Annotated in this window: 14 protein-coding genes; 9 read left to right on the top strand and 5 right to left on the bottom strand. The window is 71.1% G+C overall.

The genetic code is table 11. From position 1 onward, the window contains the following. Window positions 1-33 precede the first annotated feature (33 nt). The 4 genes from ON41_RS22805 (at window position 34) to ON41_RS22790 (ending at window position 4,795) form a co-directional block, all read left to right on the top strand. Window positions 34-1,005, top strand: a complete 972-nt coding sequence (locus tag ON41_RS22805; RefSeq protein WP_157185589.1) for a patatin-like phospholipase family protein — start codon at window positions 34-36, stop codon at window positions 1,003-1,005. A gap of 77 nt (window positions 1,006-1,082) precedes the next feature. Next, the gene (locus ON41_RS22800) at window positions 1,083-2,312 is read left to right on the top strand and encodes a cysteine desulfurase family protein (protein ID WP_051162199.1); all 1,230 of its coding nucleotides are present in this window, start codon (window positions 1,083-1,085) and stop codon (window positions 2,310-2,312) included. Next, window positions 2,309-3,430 (top strand): tRNA 2-thiouridine(34) synthase MnmA, encoded by a 1,122-nt coding sequence (gene mnmA, locus ON41_RS22795; RefSeq protein ID WP_040749728.1) that lies wholly within the window; start codon window positions 2,309-2,311, stop codon window positions 3,428-3,430. The genes ON41_RS22800 and mnmA overlap by 4 nt, the downstream gene beginning before the upstream one ends. 303 nt (window positions 3,431-3,733) lie before the next feature. Next, window positions 3,734-4,795, top strand: coding sequence for a methionine synthase (locus ON41_RS22790; RefSeq protein ID WP_040749727.1), 1,062 nt, complete (start codon window positions 3,734-3,736; stop codon window positions 4,793-4,795). Here the strand turns inward: ON41_RS22790 and ON41_RS22785 are convergent. Together ON41_RS22785 and ON41_RS22780 are read right to left on the bottom strand one after the other, a co-directional pair. Continuing rightward, entirely contained in the window at window positions 4,780-5,139 is a 360-nt protein-coding gene (locus ON41_RS22785) for a hypothetical protein (protein ID WP_040749825.1), read from the bottom strand. The two genes, ON41_RS22790 and ON41_RS22785, sit on opposite strands and share 16 nt — an antisense overlap. A 113-nt stretch (window positions 5,140-5,252) precedes the next feature. Continuing rightward, window positions 5,253-6,551 carry an AAA family ATPase gene (locus ON41_RS22780; RefSeq protein ID WP_246460850.1) on the bottom strand — a complete coding sequence of 433 codons (1,299 nt, stop codon included), beginning with the start codon at window positions 6,549-6,551 and terminating at the stop codon, window positions 5,253-5,255. A gap of 62 nt (window positions 6,552-6,613) precedes the next feature. On the opposite strand from ON41_RS22780, the gene ON41_RS22775 reads away from it, so the two are divergent. Beyond that, complete coding sequence (locus ON41_RS22775) at window positions 6,614-7,405, top strand: ArsR/SmtB family transcription factor (protein WP_040749726.1); 792 nt, start codon at window positions 6,614-6,616, stop codon at window positions 7,403-7,405. A gap of 56 nt (window positions 7,406-7,461) precedes the next feature. Then, the gene (locus ON41_RS22770; RefSeq protein WP_157185588.1) at window positions 7,462-7,764 is read left to right on the top strand and encodes a hypothetical protein; all 303 of its coding nucleotides are present in this window, start codon (window positions 7,462-7,464) and stop codon (window positions 7,762-7,764) included. A gap of 64 nt (window positions 7,765-7,828) precedes the next feature. Here ON41_RS22770 and ON41_RS22765 read toward each other — a convergent pair whose 3' ends face one another. Next, window positions 7,829-8,149 (bottom strand): cupin domain-containing protein, encoded by a 321-nt coding sequence (locus ON41_RS22765; protein ID WP_040749724.1) that lies wholly within the window; start codon window positions 8,147-8,149, stop codon window positions 7,829-7,831. Window positions 8,150-8,212: 63 nt separating this feature from the next. On the opposite strand from ON41_RS22765, the gene ON41_RS22760 reads away from it, so the two are divergent. Further along, window positions 8,213-9,622 (top strand): aminotransferase-like domain-containing protein, encoded by a 1,410-nt coding sequence (locus ON41_RS22760; RefSeq protein WP_040749723.1) that lies wholly within the window; start codon window positions 8,213-8,215, stop codon window positions 9,620-9,622. 94 nt (window positions 9,623-9,716) lie between these two features. Here ON41_RS22760 and ON41_RS22755 read toward each other — a convergent pair whose 3' ends face one another. Together ON41_RS22755 and ON41_RS22750 are read right to left on the bottom strand one after the other, a co-directional pair. Then, complete coding sequence (locus ON41_RS22755) at window positions 9,717-10,136, bottom strand: PPOX class F420-dependent oxidoreductase (RefSeq protein WP_040749722.1); 420 nt, start codon at window positions 10,134-10,136, stop codon at window positions 9,717-9,719. A gap of 30 nt (window positions 10,137-10,166) precedes the next feature. Beyond that, the gene (locus ON41_RS22750; protein WP_040749721.1) at window positions 10,167-10,775 is read right to left on the bottom strand and encodes a TetR/AcrR family transcriptional regulator; all 609 of its coding nucleotides are present in this window, start codon (window positions 10,773-10,775) and stop codon (window positions 10,167-10,169) included. 80 nt (window positions 10,776-10,855) lie between these two features. Here ON41_RS22750 and ON41_RS22745 point away from each other — a divergent pair, with 80 nt between their 5' ends. Beyond that, entirely contained in the window at window positions 10,856-11,260 is a 405-nt protein-coding gene (locus ON41_RS22745; RefSeq protein WP_040749720.1) for a DUF4345 domain-containing protein, read from the top strand. 42 nt (window positions 11,261-11,302) lie between these two features. Then, window positions 11,303-13,411: an NAD-dependent DNA ligase LigA gene (ligA, locus tag ON41_RS22740; protein ID WP_083905550.1), complete on the top strand. Its 2,109-nt coding sequence runs from the start codon at window positions 11,303-11,305 to the stop codon at window positions 13,409-13,411. Window positions 13,412-13,429 lie beyond the last annotated feature (18 nt).

Genomic DNA, 13,429 nt, shown 5'->3' with positions numbered 1-13,429 from the left:
GAACACCGGCCCGTGGTCCGGATACTCGCCGGGGTGGCCGGACGCAGTCTCGGTGTCATGGCGGGGATGACGATCGGGGCGGTGGACGCCCTGACGGAACGGCGCGATCGAGCCATCGGGGAGCCGGTCGCTCCGCCGCAACCGATCGTCGCGGGTGTGAGCGGGGGCGCGATCGCCGCCGCGGTCGTCGCGGTGGGTATGACTCGTGCGGCGGCGCGGAGGATCGCACTCGAATTTCCCGAAGCGGCGGTGCTGGGCAGCAGGAGCTTCCGATCGCTGCTCACCCGACGCGCTCTCTACCCCCGGACCCGGATCCGCGAACTCGCTCACGCCGTCGTCGGTGACCGCACCTTCGCCGACTTCGTCCTCGATCCGGAACCGGGCCGGCACCCGCACCGGTCCGCGACATCGCTGGTCGTACCCGTCTACTCCGCCGAACACGGAACGCTGGTACTGCCCCGCGACCTACCCGTGCTGGGTCTGTCCGATCTGCCCGTGGTCGATGCTCTCGTCGCCGCGACCCGGATACCGGGGGCCTTGCCCGCGGCGCCCGGGCTCGAGAACGTCTTCGACGGCGGCTGTCACCACCGAGTACCCCGCGAGATCTTCGCTCCGCACCCCGCCCTGGTCCTGGACCTGTACGGGCCGCAGCCCTACGACAGCAGAGGCGGGCTCGTCTTCCCGCTGCTGCATCCGGCCTTGCCCGCCATCCGGAGCCGGCCACGGCCGTTCCACGACCCGGTCCTCCGCGAGGCGACGATTTTCGCCCACCGGCCGTACGGCGCCGCTCTGAAGACCCCCGCGCAGACGGCCGGAGAACTCTTCGACACCGGCTATCGCATCGCCTCGGCCTGGATCGACTCGAGGACCGACGAGCAACTCGGCCACGTCGTCGGACGGCGCTTTCTCGGCCGGCCGCACGCCGTCACCGGGCACTCGAACGGACTGCTCGACCCGGCTCCGGGAATATCCGAGGGCGGCCGCGGGGTTGTGGGTGCCGGGTAATTCGTAGGAATGTCGCGGAGGGGCAGGTGGATACCCCCAAGATGTGCAGGTCAGCGGTGGGATAGGCTTTATCGGTCATGAAGTTGGCTATTCCGGGTGCGGTCGGTTCGGTGCCCCAGACGGTCTACCTCGATCATGCGGCCACGACATCCATGTTCCCGGTCGCCGTCGAGGCGATGACGGCTGCGCTGACGGGGGCCGCCAACGCGTCGTCACTGCACGGGTCGGGGCGTACTGCCCGCCGGCGACTGGAGGAGGCGCGCGAGTCGATCGCCGCCGATCTGGGCGCGCGGCCGTCGGAGGTCATCTTCACCTCCGGCGGGACCGAGAGCGACAATCTCGCCGTCAAGGGGATCTACCGGGCGCGCCGTGAGGCCGATCCGGCGCGGACCCGCATCCTGGTCGGCGCGGTCGAGCATCACGCGGTGCTCGACGCGGTCGAGTGGCTGGAGGAGCACGAGGGCGCGCGGGTGACGCTGCTCGAGGTCGACGGCACGGGCACGGTGTCGCCGCGCACGCTGCGCGCCGCCCTGTCCGAGCATGCCGCCGAGACCGCGCTGGTCACCGTCATGTGGGCCAACAACGAGGTCGGCACCATCGAGCCGATCGGCGAACTCGCCGCCGTCGCACAGGAATTCGACGTCCCGATGCACAGCGACGCGGTGCAGGCCGCCGCGCAGCTGCCGATCGACTTCGGCGCGAGCGGGCTGTCCGCGGCGAGCCTGGCCGGTCACAAGCTCGGCGGGCCGCACGGGATCGGCGTGCTGCTGCTGGGGCGGCAGGTGCCCTGCGTGCCGCTGATCCACGGCGGCGGCCACGAACGCGACCTGCGCTCGGGTACCTCGGATGTGCCCGCGGCGCTGGGCCTGGCGGCCGCGCTGCGCGAGACCGTCCGCGGATTGCCCACGCGCACAGCCGAACTGACTCGCCTGCGCGACGAGCTGATCGCCGGTGTGCGCGAACGGATTCCGGACGCGATCCTCAACGGGCCCGTCGGCGAGCGGCGGCTGCCCGGCAACGCCCACTTCACCTTCCCCGGCTGCGAAGGCGATTCGCTGCTCATGCTGCTGGACGCGGCCGGGATCGAATGTTCCACGGGATCGGCCTGCAATGCCGGGGTCGCCGCGCCCAGCCACGTACTGCTGGCGATGGGCGTCGAGCCCCGGCAGGCGCGGGGCTCGCTGCGATTCTCGCTGGGGCACACCACGACCCGATACGACATCGACAGATTGCTGGAAGTGCTGCCGCCGGTAGTGGAGCGGGCCAAGGCGGCCGGGCTGGCCGGTGCGAAAGGAGGTACGGGATGAGAGTGCTCGCGGCGATGAGCGGCGGCGTGGATTCGGCCGTGGCCGCGGCGCGCGCGGTCGACGCCGGCCACGAGGTGGTCGGGGTGCATCTGGCGCTGTCGGCGACGCCCGGGACACTGCGTACCGGCGCGCGCGGCTGTTGCTCCAAGGAGGACGCCGGCGATGCCCGGCGCGCCGCCGACGTGCTCGGAATCCCGTTCTACGTCTGGGATTTCGCCGACCGCTTCAAGGAGGACGTCATCGACGATTTCGTCGCCGCCTACGCGGCCGGCGAGACGCCGAATCCGTGCCTGCGCTGCAACGAGAAGATCAAGTTCTCCGCACTCGCGGACCGGGCGGTGGCGCTCGGCTTCGACGCCGTCGTGACCGGCCACTACGCGCGGCTCGAGGACGGCGTGCTGCGCCGCGCCGTCGACGCCGAGAAGGACCAGTCCTACGTGCTGGCCGTGCTGACCGCCGACCAGCTCACCCGGGCCATGTTCCCGGTGGGCGACACCCCGAAGCCGCAGATCCGCGCCGAGGCCGCCGAGCGCGGCCTGGCCGTGGCGTCCAAGCCCGACTCGCACGACATCTGCTTCATCCCCTCCGGCGACACCCGCGCCTTCCTGGGCGCCAAGATCGGCATCCGGCCCGGCGCCATCGTCGACTCCGACGGGCAGCGCCTCGGCGAGCACGAGGGCGTCCACGGATTCACGATCGGCCAGCGCAAGGGACTCGGCCTGCCCGGGCCCGCGCCGGACGGGCGGCCGCGCTACGTCACCGACATCGATCCCGACTCCGGCACCGTCCGCGTCGGCGGCGCCGAGGAACTGGAGGTCTGGACCGTGCGCGCGGACCGGCCGATCTGGACCTCCGGCGTCGCGCCGGACGGGCCGATCGAGTGCGTCGCCCAGGTGCGCGCGCACGGCGGCACCGCGCCCGCGATCGCCGAGGCGGTCGACGGCGGGCTCGAGGTGCGGCTGCGCGAGCCGCTGACCGGCGTCGCCCGCGGCCAGGCCGTGGTGCTGTACCGCCCGGACGGGGCGGGGGACGAGGTGCTCGGCAGCGGCACCATCAGCGGCACCGGGCGGGCCCGGGTCGCGGAGACCGCGGGGTCGGTGCCGGATACCGCCCGGTGAGCTTGCCGCCCGGCCGATCCCTGGGGCACTCTGGTCGGTATACGATGTCCGTTTTGACCGGTACGGGGTATGCCCGGCCGGAGCGGGTACCCGGACGTCGTGAGGCGCGGGTCGGTGCCGACCCTGCCGCCGTCACCGCGAATCGTGCCCTTCACCGTCGAAGTCCTGCTCCCGGCGAGTACAGCGCGCCGGCGCCGCGGGCCGTCGCGGTGGTCGGACATCCGTCCGGAAGTGGGCCAGGCGCCGCCTGGGGTACGGGCGAGCGCGCGGCCGAGCAAGGTCGAGGGAAAGGGATGGTGCACGATGACGTCGAGTGAGAATGCGGTGTTGCGCGGCGGGATCGCCACCGGGGTCGGATCATGGCCCGGAACGAATGCGCGCGAGGCGGCCGCGACCATCGTCGGCGAGCTGCCGGACCTGCCTCACCTGGTCGAATTGCCCGGGCGCGCAACGGGTTCGGATATGATCGGCCGTGCCTCGGCGCTGCTGGTGGACATGCTGTTCGAGATCACCCCGCGCGGTTACCGGGTGGCGCCCGGCCCCGGTGCGGTGTCCCGGCGGGCCTTCGACCTGATCCGCGTCGACCTGGACGCGCTCGAAGAGGCTTGGGAGACAGCGGGTCTCGCGGGGACCGGGCGCACGGTGAAGGTGCAGGCCGCGGGCCCGCTCACGCTGGCCGCGCAGGTCGAGCTGGCCGGTGGGCATCGGATGCTCACCGATCGCGGTGCGCTGCGCGATCTTTCGGAATCGCTGGCCGAGGGGCTGTCCCAGCACGCCGCGGAGGTCGGCAAGCGGCTCGGCGCGAAAGTCGTGGTGCAGCTGGACGAACCGTCGCTCACCTCGGTTCTCGACGGGTCGATCCGCGGGGCCAGCGTGCTGCACACGGTGCGGGCGCTGCCCGGGCCCGAGGCGCTCGCGGTGCTCGATACCGTCGTGGCCGCGCTGGAGCAGCCGGTCCTGGTGCACACCTGCGCCGAATCGCCCGCGCTCGGGCTGCTGCGCGGCAGTGCGGCGGCCGCGGTCGGATTCGATATCGCCGCCATCGGCAAGCGCGATCTCGACGGTATCGGCGAATTGCTCGACAGCGGAAAGCATCTGGCGCTCGGGCTGGTGCCGACCGTGGCCCCGGCCGGACGCGTGACCTGGCGCGATATCGCCGAGCCCGCGGTCCGGCTGATGGACCGGCTGGGCTTCTCGCGCCGTCTGCTCGCCGAGCGCGTCATCGTCACCCCGGCCTGCGGCCTGGCGGGCGCCTCGCAGGACTGGGCCCGCCGAGCCCTGGAGCTGGCCACCGAGACGGCCCGCGTCTTCACCGACGAACCGGAGTCGATCGACGTCGACCCGCAGTCTCAGCCCCCGAAGTAGGGCCGGGCGCCCGGGTGGCCGAGTTGCCAGTTCTGGGGCTTGCCGGGCGGGTAGGCGACGGGGATCTGGTCGCCGGGGGAGGGCCACTGGTTGACGTCCCAGGCGAAGCGCCCGTAGACCGTCTCGCCCCCGACCGAGGGACCTGTGATGGTGCCCGTGATGGTCACGTACTGGTTGCCCTGGGCGGCGGGACGCGGGCTCACGCCGGTCACGTACAGCGTGCCGGACTCGGGCTCCGCGCGGTTCCAGCTCGGCCCGGCCCCCGCCCCGCGGCCGCGGCGGTAGGTGATGACCAGCGCGACCAGCACGACGACGGCGGTCACGAGGAACGCGATCTCCAGCATGCCCACCATGCTATGCGTCCCCCGGATGCGGGCATTCCGCCATGCCCGCCACCTGTGCGCCCCTGGACGCGGGTTTCAGCACGCCCGCCAGCCGGTTGTACTCCCGGACCGGCTCAGTGCGCGGCGAGTTCGCTGGCCCCCTCGGGGGTGCGGCGCAGCGTCCAGACGGTGGTGCGGCGCGACTGGGAGCGGCCGTTGCCCCGGTCCACCAGCGTGCGGTTGCGCGTGGTGAAGATCAGCTGCGCGCCCCGGGCGTTGGTCTCCGGATTCTGGAACAGCTGGATCAGGCGGTCGGCCGCGTCGCCGGTGAGATGGGTGTCGATATCGTCGACGGCCAGCACCCGGCCGGTGTCGAGCGCGTCCAGCACGGGCGGCAGCAGGCGCAGCAGGGCCAGGGTCGCGGTGGACTCGTCGGCGATGTCGAAGGCGGCGTCGATGCCCTCGTGCACCAGGCCGAGGCCGACGCCGCGGCGGGCCACCATGCGCGCGTAGAGGGTGTCGCGGGCCGCGCGCAGGTTGCCGAGTTCGCGCTCGAGCCCGACCGGCGTGAGCCCGTGGGTCTGCTGCAACTGCTCGGCGCGCGCGGGCGAGGCGACGCAGGCGTCGAGTTCGGTTGCGGCGCCGGCGATATCGCTGTCCAGATCGCGCAGGTAGTCGGCGTACATCGGATCGTTCTCGGCGATCAGCAGATCCTCGATGCCCAGATCGGCCGACCGCAACAGGGTGAGCAGGCGGGCGGCGTTGTCGGCGGAGCGCGAGATGTGACTGCCGAGCTGATGCGCGATGGTCTCCGGATCCTGCTGTCCGCGTTGCACATCCAGCTGCGCGGCGAACCAGCGGTAGGCGGGGACCAGGGCCTCGGCGTACATCTGCCCGGTCAGGCTGAGCAGCAACGCGTTCGGGCGCACCAGCGGCGCCAGCGCGCCGATGCCGTAGCGCACCGGCTCGAACATCGGCCCGATCCGGACGTTCTCGCCCTCGCGCTCGAACACCACGCGCTTGCGGCTGCGCGGATGGCTGTGCAGCCACTCGGCGGTGACATCGGCGTTGTCGAGCCGGAACCCGTAGGTGTAGGGGATTCCCTCGGCCACGAAGGTGGCGACGAATTCCGAAGGGCGATCGGCACATCCGAGATGCGGCGCCCGCACGGGCCCGGCATAGGGGTCCCACCCGGTGACCGAGTGCAGGACCGCGTCGCGCATATGGCCCAGCGCGTCGACGAGGCTGGACTTGCCGGACGCGGCGGTGCCGTGCACGGCGGTCACGGGTGCGGGCAGCGCCCCCGCTCGGCTGCCGACCAGGCGCAGTTCCTGCGTCCCGGCCAGCGATCTGTGGTTCGTCACCTGAAAACTGCGCAGCACCCGTGACATCCTGCCGTCCGGCCGCGCGCGCCGCGACACCGGTGTTGACATGCAACCGAACGGATGCCTATTGTGAAAGAGCAACCAAATGGTTGCGTATGCGAGGTGATCGAGTGGACGAGGTGTTCAAGGCGCTGGCCGATCCGAGTCGGCGCCTGCTCCTGGACAGCCTGAACGCGGACAACGGGCAGACGCTGCGCCAACTCTGCGCGGGGCTGGATATGACCAGGCAGGCGGTGAGCAAGCATCTCGCCGTGCTGGCGGCGGCGAATCTGGTGACCACGCGCCGCCGCGGCCGGGAGAAGCTGCACTACCTGAACGCCGAGCCCATCAACGCCATCGCCGACCGATGGATCAACCGCTACGAGCGCGGCCGGGTGCACGCGCTCGCCGACCTCAAGACCGCATTGGAGAGTGCGACCATGGGCAACGAATTCGTCTACACCACGTACATCAAGACCACGGACCGTCAGCTGTGGCAGGCGCTGACCGACCCCGCGTTCACGAAGCGCTACTGGGGCGCGACCTTCGACACCGACTGGCGCAAGGGGTCGGAAATGGTCTGGCACCAGCAGGATTGGTCCAGCAAGGATCCCGAGCAGGTCGTGCTGGCGGCCGACCCGTACCGGACGCTGTCCTACACCTGGCACACCTTCGACTCGACCTTCGCCGAGAAGATGGGCATGCCCTCGGACGAGGTGGCGGCCTGGGGCGCCGAGCCCCGGTCGAAGGTCACCTTCGAGATCGAGCCGATGGGCGAGACGGTGAAGCTCACGGTCGTTCACGACGGCTTCGGGCCGGACAGCGGTGTGCTGGCGGGCATCAGCCAGGGCTGGCCGTCCATTCTCGCCAACCTCAAGACGCTGCTGGAAACCGGCGAGACCCTGCCCGAGCCGCAGTCCTAGGCGGCCGCTCGCGATCATGGGTGAAAAAGGACCGTGACTCCAATAGATTGGCATTCGTGACCAGTGGCTTACGGTTCGTTTCGACGGTGGCGGAACTCGACGCGCTCCCGCTGATGGCGGTGATCATGGCGGCCAAACCGGCGCGCTCGGTCTACCAGAAGTGGCTGGGCCAGCAGGGCGGGACGCCGACCTGGGTGCGCATCAGGAGCGACGATCGCTACACGTCCGAGGAGTTGGCCGTCGGCCCGTTCCCGCTGTCCTCGCCGCAGCGGTTCTGGTTCGTGGTGCTCTACGACCCCTCCGCCCACGGCCACCCGAACGACTGGGAGATCGCCGATTCGGTGGCCCCCGCCAAGTGATCGCGGGGGCATCGGGTGGTGATCGCGGGGGCATCGGGTGGTGATCGCGGGGGCGGACCGCCGGTCAGTTGCCGTACTGCTTCGTCTCCGGGCGTTCGATCATCACGCCGTGCGCGGGTTCGTCGGCGACCGGGCGGTGCTCGATCCCGCGCGGGACGACGACGATGTCGCCGCGGTGCAGGGTGATCGGGTCGCGGTCGCGCATCTCCAGGCGGAAACTGCCGTCCCAGCACAGGAACAGCTCGTCCTCGTCGTGGTGATGCCAGGGGAAGGCGCCGTGGAAGCGGGCGACGCGGACCACGGCGTCGTTGGCGATCGCCAGATCCCGCGGCTGCCAGGGCTCGGTCATCTCGGCGACGGTATCGGTGAGGGAAATCTTGCTCATGACTCCATCGTCGGATCGGCGCGGTGGCGAACCTAGAGCCAATCGGACACAATTGGTTCGCATATGGAACCAATCGAGGTGGCCGACCGGCTCGGCCGGTGGTCCGCGGGCCGGGGCCCGCTGTATCTGCTGCTGGCCGGGCGGTTGCGCACGCTGATCGAGGACGGGGAGCTATCGCCCGGCACGGACCTGCCGCCGGATCGCGCGCTGGCGAAGGCGCTCGCCGTGGGCCGCGGCACGGTGGTCGCCGCCTACGACCAGCTGAGCGTCGAGGGCCGGGTGGTGCGGCGGCAGGGCAGCGGCACCCGGGTCGCCGGGACGGCCGTGACCACCACGCCGGAGACCACGCATTCCCCGGCCTTCCTGCAACTGCTGGAACCGGACGCGGATGTCGTCGCGCTCGCCTGCGCGGCCCCGCAGCGCCCGCCGCCCGAGGTCGTGGCCGCCTACGAGCGCATCCTGCCGCGGCTGGCGGCGATGGACGGCGACATCGGCTATCACCCGAACGGGCATCCGATACTGCGCGAGGCGATCGCCGCCCGGTATCGCGCCCGCGGCGTGCCGACCGATCCGGCGCAGATCCTGGTCACGGGCGGCGGGCAGCAGGCACTGTCGTTCCTCGCGCGCGGGCTGCTGCGGCCGGGTGATCGAGTTCTGGTCGAGGCCCCCACGTATCCCGGTGCGCTGGAGGTGTTCCGCGAGGTGGACGCGGTGGTCGAGGGACGGCCGATCGGGCTCGGCCCGGTGGGCTCGGCGGCGCTCGCCTACATCGTCGCCACTTGGCAGAATCCCACGGGCACAGTGCTTTCCACTCTCGAGCGGCGGTCGCTGGCGGAATCCGCAGCGGCGCACGGGGTCCCGCTCGTCGACGACGAGGTGCTGGCCGATCTCGGCTTCCCGGGAACCGATCCGCCGCCGCCCCCGCTGGCCGCCTTCGGCGAGGGCGTGCTGTCCGTGGGGTCGCTGAGCAAGATCCTCTGGGGCGGGCTGCGGGTCGGGTGGGTGCGCGGGCCGGTCGCGGTGATCGATCGGCTCGCGCGCCTGCGGGCCGTGCACGATCTCGGCGGCAATATCCCCGCCCAGCTCGCCGCCGCCGACCTGCTGCCGGATCTCGACCTGCTGCGCGAGCGAATCGTCCGGCAGCGCAAGGACTGTCACGATCTGCTGGTCGCCGAGCTGGCGGCGCGGGTGCCCGAGTGGGAGGTGGCGCCGGTGCACGGCGGGCAGACCCTGTGGGTGCGGCTCCCGCGCGGTGACGGCGCCTCCTTCGCGCAGCGGGCGCTGCGGCACGGCACCGCGATCCTGCCGGGCATCGGGCTGGACGCACGCGGCGGGAGTGCCGACCACGTGCGGATCAGTTTCGTTGCCTCGGAAGAGGATCTGCGCACCGCGGCGCGCAGGCTGGCGGAGGCGTGGCGCGCCTACGAACCACCCGCGCGCCGAGCGCCCGCCGCGCCTCCGCTCGCCGTCTGAACTACCCCGGCCGCGCTGTCCACTACGAATCGACGCGGTACGGAAGACGTTCGGGGACTGGGGTATTCGCCGCCAGGCGTTGTCCCGCGGAGCCTCAGGGGAGCATGCCGTAGGCGCGGGTGGGCTGGACGCGGGCGAGGACGCGGCGTTCGGCGACCATGGCGCGGCGGTAGTCGTCCCAGTCGGGGTGTTCGCCGCTGGCGTCGCGGTAGTAGGTCACCAGGTCCTCGACCGTCTCGTCGTGCGGATCGGCGGCGACCCGCGTCATCGTCACATCGCCCTCGATCACCGCGTAGGCCCAGAAGTCGTCCCTGGTCACGTGGAGTGCCGCCCACGGCTCGCGGCGGAGGTTGACGTACTTGGCGCGGTCGGCCGTCAGCGATATGCGGATCACGCCGTCGTCGCCCGCCAGGTGCAGCACATTGGACAGCTGCGGCCGCCCGTTGCGGCGGATCGTCGTGAGCACCGATCGGCGGTGCGTGCGGGCGAAGTCGAGCGCTGTGTCGAGTTCCATGGGTCTCCAACCTTTTTCGGATCACCACGATCATCTATCGCCGTCCGGCGGATGTCGACGCGAGGGATCCGGCTCGCCGAGCGCGCCCAGCAGCGCCCCGATGCAGGTGTCCCGTAGCTCCGCGCGGGAAAAGTCCTGCCGCTCCAGCCATTCCAGGCTCATCACCTGCACGAAGACCAGCCAGCTCAGCAGCACCGACGGGAGCGGCCGGCGGGGAGCGCCCTGCGGGGCGGCCGAGGCGAGCAGACGGTCGCGCAGCACCGCCATCTCCTCGGAGATGATCGCCTGGATCACCGGGTCGCCCGCCAGCGTGCGGTTGGCGGCGAGCACCGTATTGCGGTTGGCGGCGAAGTAGTCGATATGGGCGTCGAGGCCCATCGCCAGCTGGGTCGGGAACGGATCGGCCGGATCGAGTTCCGAGGCGACCAGCAGCCGGTCGGCGGCTTGGCGGTAGACCGCGGCGAACAGGTCGCGCTTACCCGGGAAATGCCGGTACAGCAGCGCGCGGGAGACGCCCGCGCGGGCCGCGACCTGATCCATCTGCACCTGCTCGTACGGCAGTTCGGCGAACAGCGTGGCGCCGACCTCCAGCAGTTGTTCACGGCGCTGGTCCGGGGTCAGCCGGCGTCGGGTGGGCATCCCGAGATTCTAGTTGACGCGTGTCTACTAGCATCCTATGGTCCGTAGTAGACACATGTCGACTAGCGGAGGTGGGCGGGATGGTCAGGGCGCTGAAGTGGCTGGTGGTGGCGATGGGCGCGGCGTGTGTCGCGATCGGGGTGTTCCATTTCGCGCTCGGCATCGACTCCGTGCCGGGGGAGGGCTCCGCGGGCGCGACCGTCGACGGGCGCGAGCGGTTCTACGGCGCGCTCTTCCTCGGCTACGGGCTGATCTGGCTGTGGGCGGCCCGGCAGTCGCCGATCCCCGCGACCGCGGTGCGATGGCTGGCCGGAATCTTCCTGCTGGGCGGATTCGGGCGGCTGCTGTCGATGGCGATCCACGGTGCGCCGCACTGGTTTCAGATCGTGCTGACGGTGCTGGAGCTCGGCCTGCCACCCGTGTACTTCCTGCTCGCCGACGCCGACGAGAAGCGCGTCGCCGTCGTGCCCGCCGCCACCCCGTGATCCCGCGCGGGCACGCCCGACGTGCCCGAATGTGCCGCGGGGATGTCGGGGTACTCCGCTAATCTGCGTTTCGTGAGCGAATCCGATGTGGAGGACGCCGCCGCGACGGCGGACGAGCGGACGGAGTGGCAGCAGCTGGCGGAGCAGGTGCGCGAGCACCAGTTCCGCTACTACGTGCGCGATGCGCCGATCATCTCCGACGGCGAGTTCGACGCGCTGTTCCAGCGACTGCTGGCGCTGGAGGAGGCGCATCCCGACCTGCGCACCCCCGATTCGCCGACGCAGCTGGTCGGCGGCGGTTTCGCGACCGACTTCACCGCGGTCGACCACCTCGAGCGCATGCTCTCGCTGGACAACGTGTTCGACGAGGACGAGATGCGGGTTTGGGTCAGCCGCGTGGAGGCCGAGACCGGTCCGGACATCCACTACGTGTGCGAGGTGAAGATCGACGGCGTCGCCCTCAACCTCGTCTACGAGGACGGGCGGCTGACCCGCGCGGCCACCCGCGGCGACGGCCGCACCGGTGAGGACGTCACGCTCAACGCCCGCACCATCGACGACATCCCGGTGCAACTCGCCGCCGACACCGAGTTCCCGATTCCGAAGCTGCTCGAGGTGCGCGGCGAGGTCTACTTCCGCCTGGAGGATTTCGAGAACCTCAATGCCGCGATCGTCGCGGAGGGCAAGGCGCCGTACGCCAATCCGCGCAATACCGCCGCGGGGTCGCTGCGGCAGAAGGATCCGGCGGTCACGTCCCGGCGGCGGCTGCGGATGATCTGCCACGGCTTCGGGCGGATGGAAGGCTTCACCCCGGCGTCGCAGTACGAGGCGTACCGCGCGCTGGCGGCGTGGGGGCTGCCGGTATCGGCGCACACCGTCCGGGTGCAGGGCGCCGACGCCATCATCGAGCGCATCCGGTACTGGGGCGAGCACCGCCACGACATCGAGCACGAGATCGACGGCCAGGTGATCAAGGTCGACGAGGTGGTGCTGCAGCGCCGGCTCGGGGCCACCTCGCGCGCCCCGCGCTGGGCCATCGCCTACAAGTACCCGCCGGAGGAGGTCACCACCAAGCTGCTCGACATCCAGGTCAACGTCGGGCGCACCGGCCGGGTCACGCCGTTCGCGGTGATGCAGCCCGTCACCGTCGCGGGGTCGACGGTCTCGATGGCCACGCTGCACAATGCCGCCGAGGTCGGGCGCAAGGGCGTGCTGATCGGCGATACGGTCACCATCCGCAAGGCGGGCGATGTCATCCCCGAGGTGCTCGGCCCGGTGGTGGACGTGCGCGACGGCTCCGAGCGCGCCTTCGTCATGCCCACCCGGTGCCCCGAATGCGGCACCGAACTCGCGCCCGAGAAGGAGAGCGACGCCGATATCCGCTGCCCCAACCAGCGGTACTGCCCGGCCCAGTTGCGGGAGCGGGTGTTCCACATGTCCGGGCGCGGCGCGTTCGACATCGAGGCGCTGGGCTACGAGGCCGCGGTGGACCTGCTGAAGTCGGGCGTCATCGCCGACGAGGGCGACCTGTTCGACCTCGACGAGGAGAAGCTGCTCAGCACAACGCTTTTCGTCAACAAGAACGGCAGCCTGTCGGCCAACGGCAAACGCCTGCTGCAGAATCTCGACGCGGCGAAACAACAGCCCCTGTGGCGGGTGCTGGTCGCGCTGTCGATCCGGCACGTGGGCCCGACCGCCGCCCGCGCGCTGGCCTCCGAACTGGGCAGTATGCGGCGCATCGAGGAGTCCACGGTCGAGGAGCTGGCCGCCGTGGACGGCGTGGGTCCCACCATCGCCGCCGCGGTGAAGGAATGGTTCGCCGTCGACTGGCATCGCGCCATCGTCGAGAAGTGGAGCGCGGCCGGGGTCCGCATGGCCGACGAGCGCGACGAGTCCATCGAGCGCACCCTCGAGGGCCTGTCGATCGTCGTCACCGGCTCGCTGCAGTCCTTCTCGCGCGACGAGGCCAAGGAGGCGATCCTGAGCCGCGGCGGTAAGGCCGCGGGTTCGGTGTCGAAGAAGACCGCGTACGTGGTGATCGGCGATTCGCCCGGAACCAAGGCCGCCAAGGCCGAGGAGCTGGGCGTGCCCATCCTGGACGAGGACGGGTTCCGGCGATTACTGGAGGGCGGGCCGTCGGCGTTCGAATGAGCGGCGAGCGGGAACGAG

Origin of the sequence: Nocardia transvalensis NBRC 15921, from assembly GCF_000308875.1 — a bacterium.
Taxonomy (GTDB): Bacteria; Actinomycetota; Actinomycetes; order Mycobacteriales; family Mycobacteriaceae; genus Nocardia; species Nocardia transvalensis.
This window is presented reverse-complemented; position numbering and strand designations above follow the sequence as displayed.

Excerpts from the sequence above, each read along its gene's own strand:
- ON41_RS22760 (WP_040749723.1), top strand. The coding sequence starts at position 8,213 with ATGGAACCAATCGAGGTGGCCGACCGGCTCGGCCGGTGGTCCGCGGGC.
- ON41_RS22765 (WP_040749724.1), bottom strand. The coding sequence starts at position 8,149 with ATGAGCAAGATTTCCCTCACCGATACCGTCGCCGAGATGACCGAGCCC.
- ON41_RS22790 (WP_040749727.1), top strand. The coding sequence starts at position 3,734 with ATGACGTCGAGTGAGAATGCGGTGTTGCGCGGCGGGATCGCCACCGGG.
- ON41_RS22800 (WP_051162199.1), top strand. The coding sequence starts at position 1,083 with ATGAAGTTGGCTATTCCGGGTGCGGTCGGTTCGGTGCCCCAGACGGTC.
- ON41_RS22755 (WP_040749722.1), bottom strand. The coding sequence starts at position 10,136 with ATGGAACTCGACACAGCGCTCGACTTCGCCCGCACGCACCGCCGATCG.
- ON41_RS22750 (WP_040749721.1), bottom strand. The coding sequence starts at position 10,775 with ATGCCCACCCGACGCCGGCTGACCCCGGACCAGCGCCGTGAACAACTG.
- ligA (WP_083905550.1), top strand. The coding sequence starts at position 11,303 with ATGTCGGGGTACTCCGCTAATCTGCGTTTCGTGAGCGAATCCGATGTG.
- mnmA (WP_040749728.1), top strand. The coding sequence starts at position 2,309 with ATGAGAGTGCTCGCGGCGATGAGCGGCGGCGTGGATTCGGCCGTGGCC.
- ON41_RS22780 (WP_246460850.1), bottom strand. The coding sequence starts at position 6,551 with ATGTCAACACCGGTGTCGCGGCGCGCGCGGCCGGACGGCAGGATGTCA.
- ON41_RS22785 (WP_040749825.1), bottom strand. The coding sequence starts at position 5,139 with ATGCTGGAGATCGCGTTCCTCGTGACCGCCGTCGTCGTGCTGGTCGCG.
- ON41_RS22745 (WP_040749720.1), top strand. The coding sequence starts at position 10,856 with ATGGTCAGGGCGCTGAAGTGGCTGGTGGTGGCGATGGGCGCGGCGTGT.